At 65.1% G+C, this 14,267-nt stretch carries 15 protein-coding genes; 10 read left to right on the top strand and 5 right to left on the bottom strand.

The genetic code is table 11. The features are described 5' to 3' along the window. Positions 1–43: 43 nt before the first annotated feature. Genes EJ069_RS12470 through EJ069_RS12460 form a run of 3 tightly spaced genes read left to right on the top strand, consistent with a single transcriptional unit; the run spans position 44 to position 2,653 of the window. Complete coding sequence (locus EJ069_RS12470) at positions 44–877, top strand: ABC transporter permease (RefSeq protein ID WP_189476478.1); 834 nt, start codon at positions 44–46, stop codon at positions 875–877. Then, positions 874–1,641 carry an ABC transporter ATP-binding protein gene (locus EJ069_RS12465; protein ID WP_126061531.1) on the top strand — a complete coding sequence of 256 codons (768 nt, stop codon included), beginning with the start codon at positions 874–876 and terminating at the stop codon, positions 1,639–1,641. The genes EJ069_RS12470 and EJ069_RS12465 overlap by 4 nt, the downstream gene beginning before the upstream one ends. 1 nt (position 1,642) lies before the next feature. Further along, positions 1,643–2,653, top strand: coding sequence for an ABC transporter substrate-binding protein (locus tag EJ069_RS12460; protein WP_126061530.1), 1,011 nt, complete (start codon positions 1,643–1,645; stop codon positions 2,651–2,653). 134 nt (positions 2,654–2,787) lie between these two features. On the opposite strand, the gene EJ069_RS12455 is transcribed toward EJ069_RS12460, so the two are convergent. The 3 genes from EJ069_RS12455 to EJ069_RS12445 all read right to left on the bottom strand — a co-directional run bounded on the left by EJ069_RS12455 (position 2,788) and on the right by EJ069_RS12445 (position 8,168). After that, positions 2,788–3,660 (bottom strand): DUF2167 domain-containing protein, encoded by an 873-nt coding sequence (locus EJ069_RS12455; protein WP_126061529.1) that lies wholly within the window; start codon positions 3,658–3,660, stop codon positions 2,788–2,790. Between the two features lie 116 nt (positions 3,661–3,776). After that, positions 3,777–7,409: a tetratricopeptide repeat protein gene (locus tag EJ069_RS12450; protein ID WP_245456525.1), complete on the bottom strand. Its 3,633-nt coding sequence runs from the start codon at positions 7,407–7,409 to the stop codon at positions 3,777–3,779. Positions 7,410–7,535: 126 nt separating this feature from the next. After that, positions 7,536–8,168 (bottom strand): S24 family peptidase, encoded by a 633-nt coding sequence (locus EJ069_RS12445; protein WP_126061528.1) that lies wholly within the window; start codon positions 8,166–8,168, stop codon positions 7,536–7,538. A gap of 116 nt (positions 8,169–8,284) precedes the next feature. Between EJ069_RS12445 and EJ069_RS12440 the strand changes: the two genes are divergently transcribed. From EJ069_RS12440 to EJ069_RS12405, 7 genes are all read left to right on the top strand, one after another. Then, positions 8,285–8,560, top strand: a complete 276-nt coding sequence (locus EJ069_RS12440; RefSeq protein WP_245456650.1) for a hypothetical protein — start codon at positions 8,285–8,287, stop codon at positions 8,558–8,560. Beyond that, complete coding sequence (locus EJ069_RS12435; RefSeq protein ID WP_126061527.1) at positions 8,557–8,859, top strand: hypothetical protein; 303 nt, start codon at positions 8,557–8,559, stop codon at positions 8,857–8,859. The genes EJ069_RS12440 and EJ069_RS12435 overlap by 4 nt, the downstream gene beginning before the upstream one ends. A 111-nt stretch (positions 8,860–8,970) precedes the next feature. After that, entirely contained in the window at positions 8,971–9,759 is a 789-nt protein-coding gene (locus EJ069_RS32740; protein WP_189476318.1) for a GcrA cell cycle regulator, read from the top strand. A gap of 202 nt (positions 9,760–9,961) precedes the next feature. Further along, positions 9,962–10,648, top strand: a complete 687-nt coding sequence (locus tag EJ069_RS12420; RefSeq protein ID WP_126061526.1) for a hypothetical protein — start codon at positions 9,962–9,964, stop codon at positions 10,646–10,648. Continuing rightward, positions 10,569–10,946 (top strand): hypothetical protein, encoded by a 378-nt coding sequence (locus EJ069_RS12415; protein ID WP_126061525.1) that lies wholly within the window; start codon positions 10,569–10,571, stop codon positions 10,944–10,946. Before EJ069_RS12420 ends, EJ069_RS12415 begins: the two co-directional genes overlap by 80 nt. A 172-nt stretch (positions 10,947–11,118) precedes the next feature. After that, complete coding sequence (locus tag EJ069_RS12410; protein WP_126061524.1) at positions 11,119–11,715, top strand: DUF6456 domain-containing protein; 597 nt, start codon at positions 11,119–11,121, stop codon at positions 11,713–11,715. A gap of 43 nt (positions 11,716–11,758) precedes the next feature. Continuing rightward, positions 11,759–12,274, top strand: a complete 516-nt coding sequence (locus EJ069_RS12405) for a hypothetical protein (protein WP_126061523.1) — start codon at positions 11,759–11,761, stop codon at positions 12,272–12,274. A gap of 49 nt (positions 12,275–12,323) precedes the next feature. On the opposite strand, the gene EJ069_RS12400 is transcribed toward EJ069_RS12405, so the two are convergent. Continuing rightward, entirely contained in the window at positions 12,324–13,571 is a 1,248-nt protein-coding gene (locus tag EJ069_RS12400) for a DUF763 domain-containing protein (protein ID WP_126061522.1), read from the bottom strand. Between the two features lie 238 nt (positions 13,572–13,809). Then, positions 13,810–14,139, bottom strand: a complete 330-nt coding sequence (locus EJ069_RS12390) for a hypothetical protein (protein ID WP_245456524.1) — start codon at positions 14,137–14,139, stop codon at positions 13,810–13,812. Positions 14,140–14,267: the final 128 nt, after the last annotated feature.

The following is a 14,267-nucleotide window of genomic DNA, read 5'->3' as shown; positions in this document are numbered from 1 at the left end:
AGCGTCGTTCGTCGAGGAGAGTGTCGTGGCTATTGGCGAAAGCATCGGTGCCGGCGAATCTCCCCCGCAAGGGGGGAGATCAGCCCTCACGTCCGCCTTCGCCAAGCTCGCTCCCGCCGCCCTCGCGTTTGCCTTGCTGCTCCTCGCCTGGGAGCTCTACGCCCGTCTCGGCGGCCTTGCGCCCACCGTGCTTCCCGCACCCTCGCGCGTGCTGGCGCAGGCCTGGGAGAACCGCGCGGCACTCGCCGAAAACACGCTTCCCACCATCCGCGCCACGCTTGCCGGCTTCGCCTGTTCGCTGATTGCCGCCTTCGTGCTTTCGGCGCTGGTCGATTTCTTGGCCCCCCTGCGCCGCGCGCTGTTTCCGCTGCTGATCGCCAGCCAGACCTTGCCGCTGGTGGCGATCGCGCCGCTGGTGGTCTTGTGGTTCGGCTTCGGCCTCTTGCCGAAGATCCTGCTGGTCGCGCTGGTCACCTTCTTCCCGATGATGGTGGCGCTGGTCGAAGGCTATGCCGCGACAAGCGCCGAAATCAGCCAGATGCTTGCCGCCATGGGAGCAGGGCGCTGGCGCATATTCTGGCTGGCGCGGCTGCCGTCGGCGATGCCCTATTTCTTCGCCGGACTGCGCATCTCCATCACCTATGCGGTGGTGGGCGCGATCTTCGCCGAATATGCGGGCGCCGCGAAGGGGCTGGGCATCTACATGCTCAGCGCCAAGAACAACTTTCGGCCCGACCTCGTGCTGGCCGCCGTTGCCGTCAGCTCGGCGCTGACGCTGGCACTGTTTGGTGTGGCCGTGCTCGTCCAGCGTTTCGCCATGCCCTGGGAGAGGGCCGGGCGCGACCGCAAGGCCGAACGCTCCGGGCACCGGCCATGACCCGGCTCGAGCTTCGCGATGTGCGAAAAAGCTTCGGCGCGCTCGAGGTTCTGGCCGGCGTTTCGCTCGATGTCGGCGCGGGCGAGTTCGTGTCGATCCTCGGCCCCTCCGGCGCCGGCAAGTCGACGCTGTTCCAGCTCCTCACAGGCGCGATCCGGGGCGAGGGCGAGATGCGCTTCGACGGCGCGCCGCTCCATGGCGCCCGCTTCGCCTTCATGCCGCAACGCGACGCGCTGATGCCGTGGCGGCGCGTCATCGACAACGCCACGCTGGGGCTCGAAGTGCAGGGCATGAAGCGCCGGGCCGCGCGTGAGCGCGTGGCGCCCTTGTTCGCCGAATTCGGCCTTGCCGGCTTCGAGCGCGCCTGGCCGGCCGAGCTGTCGGGCGGCATGCGCCAGCGCGCGGCGCTGCTGCGCACCGTGGTGCAGCAGCGCGACATGCTTTTGCTCGACGAGCCGTTCGGCGCGCTCGATGCGCTGACCCGGGCGGCCATGCAGCGCTGGCTCGAAGGCATGTGGCGAAGCCACCGCTGGACGGCGTTGCTGATCACCCATGACGTGCGCGAGGCGGTGCTTCTGTCCGACCGCATCTATGTGCTTTCGGCGCGGCCCGCGCGCGTGGTGCGTGAGGTGTCGGTGCCGCTGCCGCGTCCGCGCACCGAAAGCGCCGCGCTCGCCCGCGAGGCGGCCGCGATCGAGGCCGGCATCCTCGACACGCTGCTTGGACAGCCGCCCCCAATTCCCGACCATCCGATGGAGAAATGAAATGACCGACTTCACCCGCCGGCAGGCGCTGTTCCTGGCCGCCAGCTTGCCATTTGCCGGGGCCGTCACGCAGGCCCGGGCCGCCGCGCAAAAAATCACCGTCGCGCTCGACTGGACCGTCAACACCAACCACATCGGCCTGTTCGTCGCCCGCGACAAGGGCTTTTACCGCGACGCGGGGCTGGACGTTGAAATCCTGCCCTATGGCGACACCGGCTCGGGCACGCTGGTGGCCAACCGCGTTGCCGATTTCGGCATTTCGGGTTCGCTCGGCCTGTTCACGCAAAAGAGCGCCGGCGCCGACCTGAAGGCTGTCTATGCCGTCGTCCAGTCGGAGACCGGCCGCGTCGTCTTCAACGCCGACCGCGCCGCCATCAATAGCCCGAAGAATCTCGACGGCCTGACCTATGGCGGCTTCGGCAGCGCCTGGGAGAACGCGCTGTTGCAGACCATCATCCGCCATGACGGCGGCAAGGGCGATTTTTCCACCGTGACGCTGGGCACCTCGGCCTACGAGGCGCTGGCCAATGGCGCGGTCGATTTCACGCTCGAAGTCTCGACCTGGGAAGGCGTCGAGGCCGAGCTGAAAGGCTTGAAGCAGCGCAGCTTCCGCTACGCCGATTACGGCGTGCCGGACGAGCACACGACGCTGATCGTTTCCAGCAACGCCTTCCTCGCGGCCAATCCGAAGGCCGCCGCCGCCTTCGTCCAGGCGACACGGGCCGGCTACGCCTTCGCCGTCGACCACGCGAAAGAGGCTGGCGAGCTGCTGGTCGCCGCGAACAAGGATACGCTCACCAACCCGGCGCTGATCGACGCATCGCTGAAGGCGCTGAACGACGGCCATTTCCTGAAAAGCGCAAACGGCGCCATCGGCACCATGGACAAGGCCAAGATGGAAGCGATGGGCGGGTATTTGTTCACCGCGGGCATCCTGCTCGACGGCAACGGCAAGGCACTGAAGGACAAGCCGGATCTGGGCGCGTATTTCACGAATGAGTTTTTGGGCTAGACACACCGACGCTGGCTAATCTCTCGGGGACATCGCAATCGGATATGGCATGGCGGAGGGGCGCTCGAGTTGCCTCAAATAGAAGCCCGAAAGGGCGCGAAGGAACGGGCCTGTCAGCCTGAGTGCGAAAAAGCTCAGCTGTCGGCCTTCCTCCTGCCGAACAGCCTTCTCAGCCATACCAGCGGCAAGAGCAGGAGGAAGGCACCCTTCTTCAGCACCAGCAGCGCCAGCGCGATCAGCCCGGCGCCGGCGGCCTTGCCGTATTTGACGCCGAGCATCGTCGCCAGCACGCCGAGTGCGCCGTAGCCCGCCACCTTGTCGCCGCTGGAGAATTCGAAATAGGAAGAGCCTGCCTGTGGCTTGTAGGCGGCGGCCGATGCTTCGACGATCTTCTGCACCGCATCGCTGGTGATGTTGCCATTCACCGGCACGATCTTCATTGGGACATAGCCCTGCCGATCGAAGACCGAAACCGAGATGTTGATCGTCCTGTCGCCGGCCCAGTTCAGAATGTTGGCGTAGTAGAGGATGTTCTTGCCCTTATCGACGCGCGGGTAGACCAGCCAGCCATCGAACCGGATGTCCTGTCCAAGCCGCTGCGACTGCGCTTTCACCGAGTCCCTGAAGCTCTCCTCGATCGAGCCGATCTCCTCGCTGCGGTCGGCGTTGTCCCAGTCAGCGAGGCTGACATAGCCGTCCGACACTGGCTTCTCGACCGTCAGGTTATCGATCTCCGGCGTGAATCCGAAGATCAGCTGATCGATCGTCGAGCACTGATCATGGTCCCAGCCAAATTCCTTCACCACCAGATTGCAGCGGTCCTCCGGCTTCAGGTAGATGGCGCCGCTGCCAGCCGGAGTGATTGTGCCTCTGGCGGCGCTCAGAGGCTGGGTAAAATTTTGCGGATGATAGTCCGTATCCTCGGCATGCACGATCGCTGGCTGCGCCAGGAAGCAGGTATGCGCCACCACAATGAAAATAAGATTTTCCCTGATCGATTTGTTCATGACCCCCTCCCGCTAGCGGGACCCCAACTTCACGCAGTCGTGATCTAACGGGATTTTCAACGCAAGTACAAGTCGGAAAAGTTCTTTTTTTGTTCTTTATGCAGACTGCGGCTGGCCTAATTCTTCATGATGGCGTAGAGCAGGGCGGTTTTGACATGTCGTCCAGGTTCGCCCTGCAGCGAAAGGGCCGCTGCAAACAATTTCGCCGTTGCCGGGCACAGGCCCGACAAAGCCTGATTGGCGTTCGCTATGGCCTCCATCTCGGTCGGCGTGCCGCCGCTTTTGGTAAAGGCCTCGGCGACGAGCGACCAGTCCTGATCCTCGGGTTCCGCAGCCGGCAGACCGCTTCTTTTGGCGGCGCCAAAAGCGCGAAACAGCGTCGCGCCGATCCGATCCAGATGCACCAGAAATTCGTTGTCGGGCGCGCTGACGGCATCTGGCCCGAGGCGCAGGTAATTGTCGCAGTTGGTTGGCGTTTGCCGCGCCATCAGGTAGTTGATCATGGCAAGCTGGGCCGAGAGCGCCTGCGACGCTTCGTTGTCTGGAGTGGAAGGCAAAAGCGGCGCATACCTGCGCCGCAGTTTGGCGACAGCAACCCGGCTGGTGTTCTCCACGGCCTGCTTGCCTCCCAGGCGGGCCACGACCATGACGTCGTCGAGCAGTGCGTTGTAGTCGTCCGGGAACTCGTCGGCGATTGCTTTCAATATCTGCGAGTCCTGCTTTTGAACCTCGGCGTTAATGTAGGCTCTGGTCAACACTTGGGGCGCGGGCGTCTGCTTGCCGGCTTGACTGGCAAGCTTGCCCGACTTTTTCGATAGGGATGCTTTCTCCTTTGCGGCCCTTGCCAATTTTCGACCCTGACGGGCCATGTCGGATTTAGGGTCCAGCTCGAGCGCCCGGTCGAAGTCGGCAATGGCGCGATCATAATCGCCCAAATAGTACCTGGCGCTACCGCGCCCGAAATATAACGGGGCGTCGTCCGGCTCCATTTCGATCGCACGGCTGAAATCTGCGATGGCCTTTTCCGGCTCGTGCATCTTCACCAGTATCAGAGCGCGGCCGTAATACCCTGGACTGTAGGATGGATCGATCTCGAGCGCTCGGTTCACGTCGGCAAGAGCCCCGTCAAGGTCGCCCTTTTGCAGGCGCGCCCTGGCGCGCGCCGAATAGGTCGACGGTTCGTTTGGCGCGAGCGCTAGGGCGCGGCTGTACTCAGCGACGGCGCGATCGTATCTGCGTTTCCTGTAGAACGCGTCGCCGCGCTCGAGCGCCGCCGCCAAGGCCGCTGGATCTGGAGCGGCCTCGGCCGTCGCCGCTTCGTTTTCGCCTTTCGCTGCCACCGCTGCCTTGCGGGCTACGGCGTAATCACCATTGCCTGGATCGAGCTTGAGCGCCTGGTCGAAATCGGCGATGGCGCCGGCATAGTCCTTGCTGTCGGCGCGAGCCATGCCGCGCGCGTAATAGCTGGCGTCGGCCTTGGGATCGATGCCGATCGCCACCGTATAGGCGGCGACCGCGCGTTCGGCGTCGCCCTCGGCGTGCCAGGCCATGCCTTTGCAATAGTGGGCGTCGCGCGCCTTCGGGTCGAGCGTGGCGGCCCGGTCGCAATCGGCAAGGGCGCCATCGACATCGCCGGATGTGACCTTGGCGAGGCCGCGGTGAGAATAGGCCGCGGCAAAATTGGGGGCGAGCTGAATGACCCTGTCGAAATCGGCGATCGCCTGGGCGTAGTCGCGTGTGGCTGCCCTGGCCCTGCCGCGGCCGAAATAGCCGAAGCGGTTGTCGGGTTCGAGCGCGATCACCACGTCATAGGAACCGATCGCCTTGTCGTATTTGCCCATGTCCAGCCAGGCATCGCCGCCGAGGATTGCTTGCAGCGCGCGCTGGTCTTTTGTCTCCAGCGACTTTGCAGCCAGGGTGTCGTCCGTGGCCGCCAAATTCGGAAGTACGGGTTGCGGGGCCGAAGCGGCGTCCGCCGGCTTCGACTGCTCCAAGTCCTGCGCCGGGGCGGCGTTGCCCGCATCGCCGGCAGCCTGCTCGTCGCAGCTTCCCGATCGGGCGGGATCCAGCTCCACGGCGCGCCGGCAATCGGCCGCCGCGCCGGCCTGGTTGCCCTTGAGCGTCCTGGCGCGGCTGCGGCCGAGATAGGCGTTGGCATTTTTGGCATCGAGGCTGATTGCCTTGTCGAAATCGAGCAGCGCGCCGTCGACGCCGTATTTTGCCAGGCGCGCGCCGGCGCGTTCGACCAGTATCCTGGCGGCGGCTTGGTCCTGAGCGGCCTGATCCTGTGTTCCCGCGGCCGGAACGGTTTGCCCGCCGGCCATGAGCGCGGCGCACGCGCCGGCGCGCTGCGGGTCGAGTTCGACAGCGCGCCGGCAGTCGCTCGCGGCAAGGGCATTGTCTCCTTGCGAGGCCGCGGCGACCGCCCGGTCGTAATAGGCCTCGGCATTGTCGGGATCGAGTGAGATGGCATAGCCGAAGGAAGCGATCGCGCCCGGCACGTCGCCGGAGGCCTGCTGCTTCAATGCTTTCCGGATTTGCGCGGCAGCTTCCTTGGAAAGGACCTGCCTGCCGGTGGTCTCCAACTGCTTGGCCAAAGAGGAAAGATCCGGCTTGGACGCCGTTTCCGCCGCAGGCATCTCGGCATTTGCCGGCCCCGCGTCACAACTGCCAATCTTCTTCGGATCGAGCGCGATGGCCTTGCGGCAGTCGGCCGCCGCGCCGGCGCTGTCGCCTTTGCGTGATCGCATCAGCGACCGGCCGAGCCACGCCCTGGCATCGGTTGCATCGAGCGCGATCACCTTGTCGAAATCGGCAAGCGCACGATCGTCGTTGTCCTTGCTCGCCCAGGCGACGGCTCGGGCGTAGTAGGCATCGACCATTCCGGCATCGAGCTCGATCGCCTTGTTGGCATCGGCGATGGCGCGCGCCCAGTCGCTCTTGCCGATCCAGGCGGCGCTGCGGTTGGCATAGGCGTCGGCGCTTCGGGGGTCCACGGCCAACGCGGCGTCGTAATCGGCAATGGCGCGATCGAACTCGTCCCTGGCGGCGTAGGCGAGGCCGCGATTGACGAGCGCAATGAAATCGCCCGGATCGATGCGGATCGCCTTGTCATATTCCGCAATCGCCTTGTCGCGTTCGCCGGTCTTGCTCCAGGCGGTGCCGAGGCCCGTATGGGCGTCGCCGTTTTGCGGATCGGCCTCGATCGCCTGCTGGAAATCGAGCATGGCCGCGTCGATCTTGCCCTTGCGAAGGAAGGCCGAGCCGCGGCTGGAATAGGCGTCGCTGGCGGACGGTTCGAGGCTGATCACGATGTTGAAGTCCGCGATCGCGCGGTCGTAATCGCCCTTGTTGGACCAGTCGGTGCCGCGGTTGAACAGCGCCGAGGTCGCCTTTGGATCGAGCGCGATCGCCTTGTCGTAGTCGGCAATCGCGCCATTCCAGTCCCGCTTATCGTCCCGGGCGGCGCCCCGATAGAAATAGGCTTTGGTGCGCTGGCGCTGCGCCTGCGTATCGTCTTCGGCAATCGCCGTGCAGGCAGCGATGCGCTGATCGACCGCGGCCTGATCGACATTCGCTTCCTTTTGGTCACTGCTCTGACCGCCGCTTTCGTCGCCGAAGCAAAGGGCATAGTCTCCGGCAAAGGCGGGCGTGGCGAGCGCGCCAAGCACCGTCACCCCTGCCAACGCCAGCCCATATGAGAGCACGGCGACGAATATGCGCGAGACCGCGCCGATGCGGCGAGACATGGTTTGAACCTCCCCCCGGAGTTGCCGCGACCGCGGCTGCAAGTCCTATATAGTTCTGTTTTTGTTCTAAAATGCAAGCAGAAATTGTAGCGACCGCCGAAATCGGCCTCCGTCGAGGATCTACCCTCACATATCGATAATCGACCTTCTCACCCGGCCGATGATGGTGATCGCGCCCTCCAGTTCCGGCGGGGGGATATCCAGGTAGGAAGCCGGCTGGAACGGCGGGTTGTCGTTCGGGCGATAGCGTTTGTAGGTGGCCCGTCCGGTCTCGTCCGAGATCACATAGCAGCCATTGGTCACCAGCCGCTTGTCGCGCAAATTGACGAAGATGATCGAATCCGGCGGCGAGATCTTGTTCATCGACGGCCCGTCGACGCGCAGCGCGATCCATTCGCCCTCCTCGAGGTCAGCGGTGGGGATCGTCGGATATTCGGAGAGGTTGACGACGCTGTCCTGGCTGCCGAGCTCGCCGGCGCTGATCCATGACACGATCGGCACGTCGACGGTGACGGGCGCTGAGGTGAGGCTGACCGGCGCTGCTTCCGCGCTGTCTCCATTGAACAGCAGCCAGCCGGGGTCGACGCCGAACAGCCGGCCGTATTTCTCGGCGGCCTTGCGCGACAGCGGCCGGTTGCCGTTCTCATGGCTGATGAGGGTGTTCTTGTTGATGTCGCGCAGCGCCCGCGCGGCATCGCTGGGCGAGGCATAGCCGGCCTGGGCGCGCGCCTGCTGCAATCTGTGCCGTGAATCCATCATCGTACAAAATGCCCGAAATTTATCGTCCAAACTGTACGATTTCGCTTGCGCGCCATTCGTACATAACGTACGCTTAGCGCATGAATGAGCATCCCGCAAGCATTTCCGCATTGTCCGTGATTCCCGCGCAGCCCACGAGCATCCAGGGACTGCCCACTGATATCTCGGGGCTTATCGACCGCTGGGGCAGCATCGGCGCTTTCGCCGCCGATGTCGGCTGCGGCTACGAGGCGGCGCGCCAGATGCGCCGCAGAGGTCGCATCGCGCCGCAGCACTGGCCGCATGTGGTGGCGGCGAGCCGCCGGCTGGGCATTGCCGGCGTCAGCTACGAATGGCTGGCCGGCCGCGCCGCCATGCGACGCGCGGCCGCCATGCAAGGGGAGGCGGCATGAACGCGCTGCCCTCACCATTGGAATTCCAATCGTCCGGACTGTCTTCCTCCCCGGTCCGGACGCATTCCGGGGCGCTTGCCCCGGATCCGGTCGAACCGCCCGCACCCCGGTTCGCCGGAACGGCCGGAGCCGTTCCTCCCCCGGCTCCGGCCCCCAATCCGGGCATAAGCTGCATCCGCACCGAGGACGGCACCGTCATCCTGTTCGACCGCGCGTCGGGCAGGGCGGTGTCGGGCCTGACGCGGGCGGCGGCTGAAGCCAGGCTCCGCGAATTGGAAGGGGCCGCGCGCCCCGCCTGATCCCGACCCTTTTCCGAACCCCACCGACGGCCTCGCGGTCGAACCCAGGCGCTTGGGCTCCAGCCCGGCGCTTTCGCAAGCCCACGCCCCAGCAATCGACGGAATGAGAAGATGGCAGCCGCCTACACCGAAAAGGAAATCGACGAGATCGCCACCTGGCTGAAGGAGGGGCTTTCGGCCTCGCGCATCGCCGGCCGCTTCAGCGCGCTGCGCGGCGCCCCAGTCTCGCGCAACGCCATCATCGGCATCGTCCACCGCAACGCCGGCTTGCGCGCCATCGGCTTCGCCAACCCCAAGGGCGGCCGCGCCGGCGGCAGGCCGAGGAAGCATGCCCGGCCGGATCGTCCGGGAAGGCGAGGCAGGACGGTGACTGGAGGGCTCTCCGAGCCGGCCGCACTTTCCAGGTTCGCCGAATTCGTTGAAGGCGCCGGAGCTGCCAATCTCTCCCCTTGTGGGGGAGATGTCCGGCAGGACAGAGGGGGGCGCTGTCCCGCCGACGTATCGGCCGTAGACAGCCCCACGCAAAAGGACTTAGCCAAAGCCCCTGCCAAGCCGAAAAAACCCAAACCCCGGAAGCCCGCTCGCACCTTGCCGCCGGCCTGGCTTGCGCCCGGCGAGCGCCAGAAATCCGAAGCGCATCTCTACAAGCTCCCGGCGCCGCCGCCCGCGGTAAACCCCGGCCGCCAGCCGCATGTCGCGGCCATGCGCTTCCTCGACTGCCTGTTCGGCCGCTGCCGCGCCCCGCTCGATCTCGCGCTACGCGAGGATGCCGAAGCCGATCCGCTCGGCGCGCGCCCGGGTCCGGACATGCTGTGCTGCGGCCTGCCAACGTCGGCCACGCGGTCCTACTGCGCGCATCATCACGCCAGGTTCCACGGCCATCGCGGGAGGGGGATGTGATAGCGCCGGCGCTAGTCTCCCCCCTCGAGGGGGAGATGTCGCCAAAGGCGACAGAGGGGGTCGCTGCGCGTAGAGCGCCAACCTCTTCCTACCGCATCTGCGAGGCGCTGGAGCCCTACGTGAGACGACCCCTTCTGGCCTGCCGGCCATCTCCCCCTCAAGGGGGGAGATTCGAGCTCCACCGCCTTTGCGAGCCCTCCCCATGAGCGGCACGATCTGGTCGAAATTCTTCTGGTCGGACTGGGAGTCCGATCCGAACCTGCGCCTGTGCTCGCTGGCCGCACAGGGTTTGTGGATGCGCATGCTGTGCATTGCCGCGGCGCACGAGCCCATCGGCTATGTCGCCATCGCCGGCAAGGGGCTGGAGGAGGCCGCCCTTGCTCGCCTTGCCGGCTGCGCGGAGATGGAGCTTGGCGCGCTCCTTGGCGAGCTGGAGGGCAACCGCGTCTTCTCGCGCGACCGCCACGGCCGCATCTATTCCAGGCGCATGATCGCCGACGCCCGCAAGGCGCGCGCGGCGCGCAAGAACGGCTTGAAGGGCGGCAACCCAAGCCTCTCGAAGGAAAGGGCTTTTTCGCCCCCAGATAAGCGGCGGGCGAGGGTCAGGGATAAGGCGGGTGATAAGCCCCAGAGTCCAGACTCCCAGAGTCCACAGCCCATCGATCCAACGGGAGAAAAAGCCCAGGCGTTTTCTTTCCCCGCTTCCCGGGACAGGAATGGAAAAGCGTCTTCAGGGCAGAGGCCCGAACAGAAATGGCAGCGGCGCAGGACGCATGTCGATGCCGCCAACGCAATCATCGAGGAGATCAATGACCGCAGCCGAATTGCAGCAGGCGGCGAAGGCGCTGGCCGCGATGTTTTCCTGCTTCCCGCAATCCGCTCTGGCTGACGCCGAGATGCAGCTGCGCGGCTACCTTGCCGCCGTGCAGGACGCCGAGCTTCAAGACGTCGAGGCCGCGATCCGGCGCTTCATCCGCGGCGAGGCCAAGATGGCCAACGCCCAGTTCTGCCCGTCGAGCGCGCAGCTGTCGATCGAGGTGCGCGAGAGGCGCCTGATGCGGGAGCTGACGGCGAAGCGGGGTGTCCAGCTAGGCGCGAATTCCTCGCCCCCGCCACGCGGGGGAGAGGTGGCGCGGCGAAGCCGCGACGGAGAGGGGAGCGCCCTCCGCGAAACCAAAGCCGGCTGAGACCCTGGCTCCTCGCGTCACAAGCGAAGCCGCAACGAGGGCACCGCAATCTCCTACGCCATTGGCTTCGCGGAGGGCGTCCCCTCTCCGTCCGCTTCGCGGCCACCTCTCCCCACCGTTGGTGGGGCGAGGAACCCAGGTTCTGCAACGCCACCCACAAAGGACCGCACCCATGCCCCGCAAGATCGCCAAGAAACCCCAGCCCCCAAAGCTCCCCAAAGGCGAGGCCGAGCAGGTGCGCATCCGCCGCGAGGTCGGCCACGACTTCGCGCTGAAGCAGGACGCCTTCGGCCGCCAGCGGCTGACCGCCGGCACGGCCGAGGCGCGCCGCGCCTATGAGGTGTCGAATGGCGGCTACACCTCCACCGGCGGCATCGTGCGGCTGCGCAATGTCGATCCGCTGGTGGGCATCACCTCGCTGACGCGCCAGCAGCGCGAGGCCGGCCAGCGTTTTCGCGATGATTTCGAGCGCGCCGCCCGCCACGGCCTGCAGCCGCAATCCTGGAGCGAACGCGTCGACGCCAGCCGCAGGGGCGGCGGCGTCCCAGACCGCGTCCTCTCAGCCGGCCGCGCCCATGCCCAAGCGGCGGCGGCGCTCGCCCATTGGGAAGTGGCGGAGGTGGTGCGCAAGACCTGCCTCGAAGGCCAGCCGGTGAAGGCCATCGCGGAGCGTAGCGGCGAGGGAAGGGATGTGGTGGTGAAGCTGCTGAAGGTCGGGCTGGATTTGTTGGCGGTGCACTACGGGATGATGGGGAGGAAGGCGAGGTGAGGGTGGCCTAGTATATGTCACTCAAGGCATTATTATTTACCCCATGAACGACGAGACTGAGCAGTTGCTTGCTTACCTAACTGCAGATCCAACTGGTCAGCTGCACGATGGCCTAGGCTTAGTCGACAGATATCTCGAAGCTGTCGAACGACAACATGCTTTGATGTTCGATGCGTGGCGGCAGAAGAGATACAAACGCGCTCTGGTAGAGTTGCATTTTTTTCTAATCGCTATCGACAGAGTGAAGGATGGAATTGTCTTAGCGTCAAATGTCTTGGGCACCGAAATGGCCAGCCATGTGGGGGCTTTGGATCTCTCAGCATACAAGAGAGCAAGGGATCATTTCGAGCATATTGAAGATCGGCTCTACGGCTCGCGAAAGAACGCACTGAAGAAGATCGAAGAAGCTGGGAACGAACGCACCATTCACTACGGCCTGTCTGCCGAAGACAAAAGCTTCCGATGGAGCGATCAGAAAATTGATGTCTCGGAAGAGTTTCTAAGTAGCTTTCTTTCTTGGGCGGCTGAGGCGAAAGCGATAGCCAATCGCTCCATTTAAACGTGAGGTGAAGCAGGCAGCGGGCAAGGGTCGTTCCCACGATTTTGCACTATTCCAACTTATCGCCCCCAGACCCCTCCCACCCAAACACACTCCTACCCCCCAGCAGATGCGACTGGTCCATCTCGCCCGCCACAATTTCCTTCAAGCTCGGCCCCGTCACATACCGCTCCATCCGGCGTGACTCCCCGTCCAGCCGTCTCAGCGCCTCCAACTCCTCGCTCCGCCCGAGCTTCGCCTTGCCCACCGCCGATTTCAGCACGCCGATCGTCTCGTCATACACTTTCAGCGGCACGGGGAAGGGGTGGCGGTCCTTGCCGCCGTGGGCGAGCGAGAAGCGCGCCGGGTCGGAGAAGCGGTAGGGGGCGCCGTGCACCACTTCGGAGACCATGGCGAGCGCCCGCACCGTGCGCGGGCCGACGCCGGGGACGAGCAGCAATTCCGGAAAATCCTTGGGGCCGCGTTCGATCGCCGAGGCGATGTTGCCGTGCAGCCGGCGCATGACGATGTCGCTTTCGCGCACGTCGTGATGTGCGGGCATGACCAGGTTGGGTAGCAGCGGCTGCGCGGCTGGTTCCGGCTCGGGTCGCGGCTCCAGCACGGCAAGCTCGGTCAGGATCTTTTCCGGGCTCATGGTCTTGAGCAGCTCGACCTGGCCGCCGCGCGCTTTTCCGGCGCGGTGGTCGGTGAGGTTGATGATCTCGCCCTGGCGTTCGCCTTCGATCGCGGCATGCGGCTGGTCGACGAAGCTGGTCAGGCCTTCCGACAGCCAGTGGTAGCGGCGCGCCTGGCGGGCGTCGCCGTTCATGCCTTGCTGCACCACCACCCAGCGCCCGTCATCGGCGACGATGAAGCCGTGCAGATAGAGGTCGTAGCCGTCCTGCACTGCGGCGCTGTCCACCTTCGCCACCAGCCGGCTGGCGGTGGCGAGAGCATCGCCGTCCAGGCCGACGCGCTCTCCGATCGTCAGCAATTCGCCCGGCGTCTTGCGCGAATGCGCGCCGCGCCCGCCGCAGACATGGATGCCGAGCTCGCCCGAGAGCGGGTTCAGCCCGCGCTTCAGCGCGCCCATCACCGAGGTTGTGATGCCGGACGAATGCCAGTCCATGCCCATCACGGCGCCGAAGGACTGGAACCAGAAGGGATGCGCCAGCCGCCGCAAAAGCTCGTCGCGGCCGTAATGGTGGATGATCGCCTCGCACAGCACCGCGCCGAGCCTGGTCATGCGCTCGCCCAGCCATTTCGGGACCCGCCCGCCATGCAGCGGCAGGTCGGCGCTGCCGCTTCGCTGCGTCACGTGATTCTCCTGGATGCCGAGAATTTAGATGGCATTTTGGTGGGGATTTGCAAGGCGGCGCGCGAAGCGCTGGCGAGCGAAGCCGTAAGCGCCTTCGTCATCCTCGGGTCTGCGCGCGTCGCTACGCTCCTTGCTCCGCCCTAGGATGACGACCGCGAAGTATGGCCTGCGCCTGCATCTCGTAGTGCCGTTTCCATACGCTGCGGCATGGCAACGTCGAGCGTGCAAAGTCCACCGCCTAGTACCTGTAATAGTACCGGTGGTGATGCCTGTGGTGCCAGTAGTGGTGCCTATGGTGGTGCCGGTGATGATAGACGTAGTAGTGCCTGTAATAGTACCGGTGCGGATAGCGGACCACGTAGCCGGGATAATAGTCGTCATAGTAGCGCGGGCCGTAGTAGCGGCCGCCATAATCGTAGAACGGGCCGCCATACATCGGACCGCCGTACAACGGATAGCCGCCAAACGGCCCGAAACCGAGACCGAAGAAGCCGTGCGCGTCCGCCGGCGCTACCGTGGCCGCCGCCGAGGCGACTGCGATAACCGAAGCAAATAGGAGCTTTTTCATGGGGCAACCTCCTCCTGAAGGTCGATCACCCTATAAACGCGCCTGAGGCGGCCGGTGTTCCCGCAACTGCTAATATTCGCTCGCGACGGGTCTGCAGCCTCAGCAAGATCGGAAAGTGCCGGGAAGCC

The organism is Mesorhizobium sp. M2A.F.Ca.ET.043.05.1.1, assembly GCF_003952445.1.
In the GTDB taxonomy this organism is placed as follows: Bacteria; Pseudomonadota; Alphaproteobacteria; order Rhizobiales; family Rhizobiaceae; genus Mesorhizobium.
This window is presented reverse-complemented; position numbering and strand designations above follow the sequence as displayed.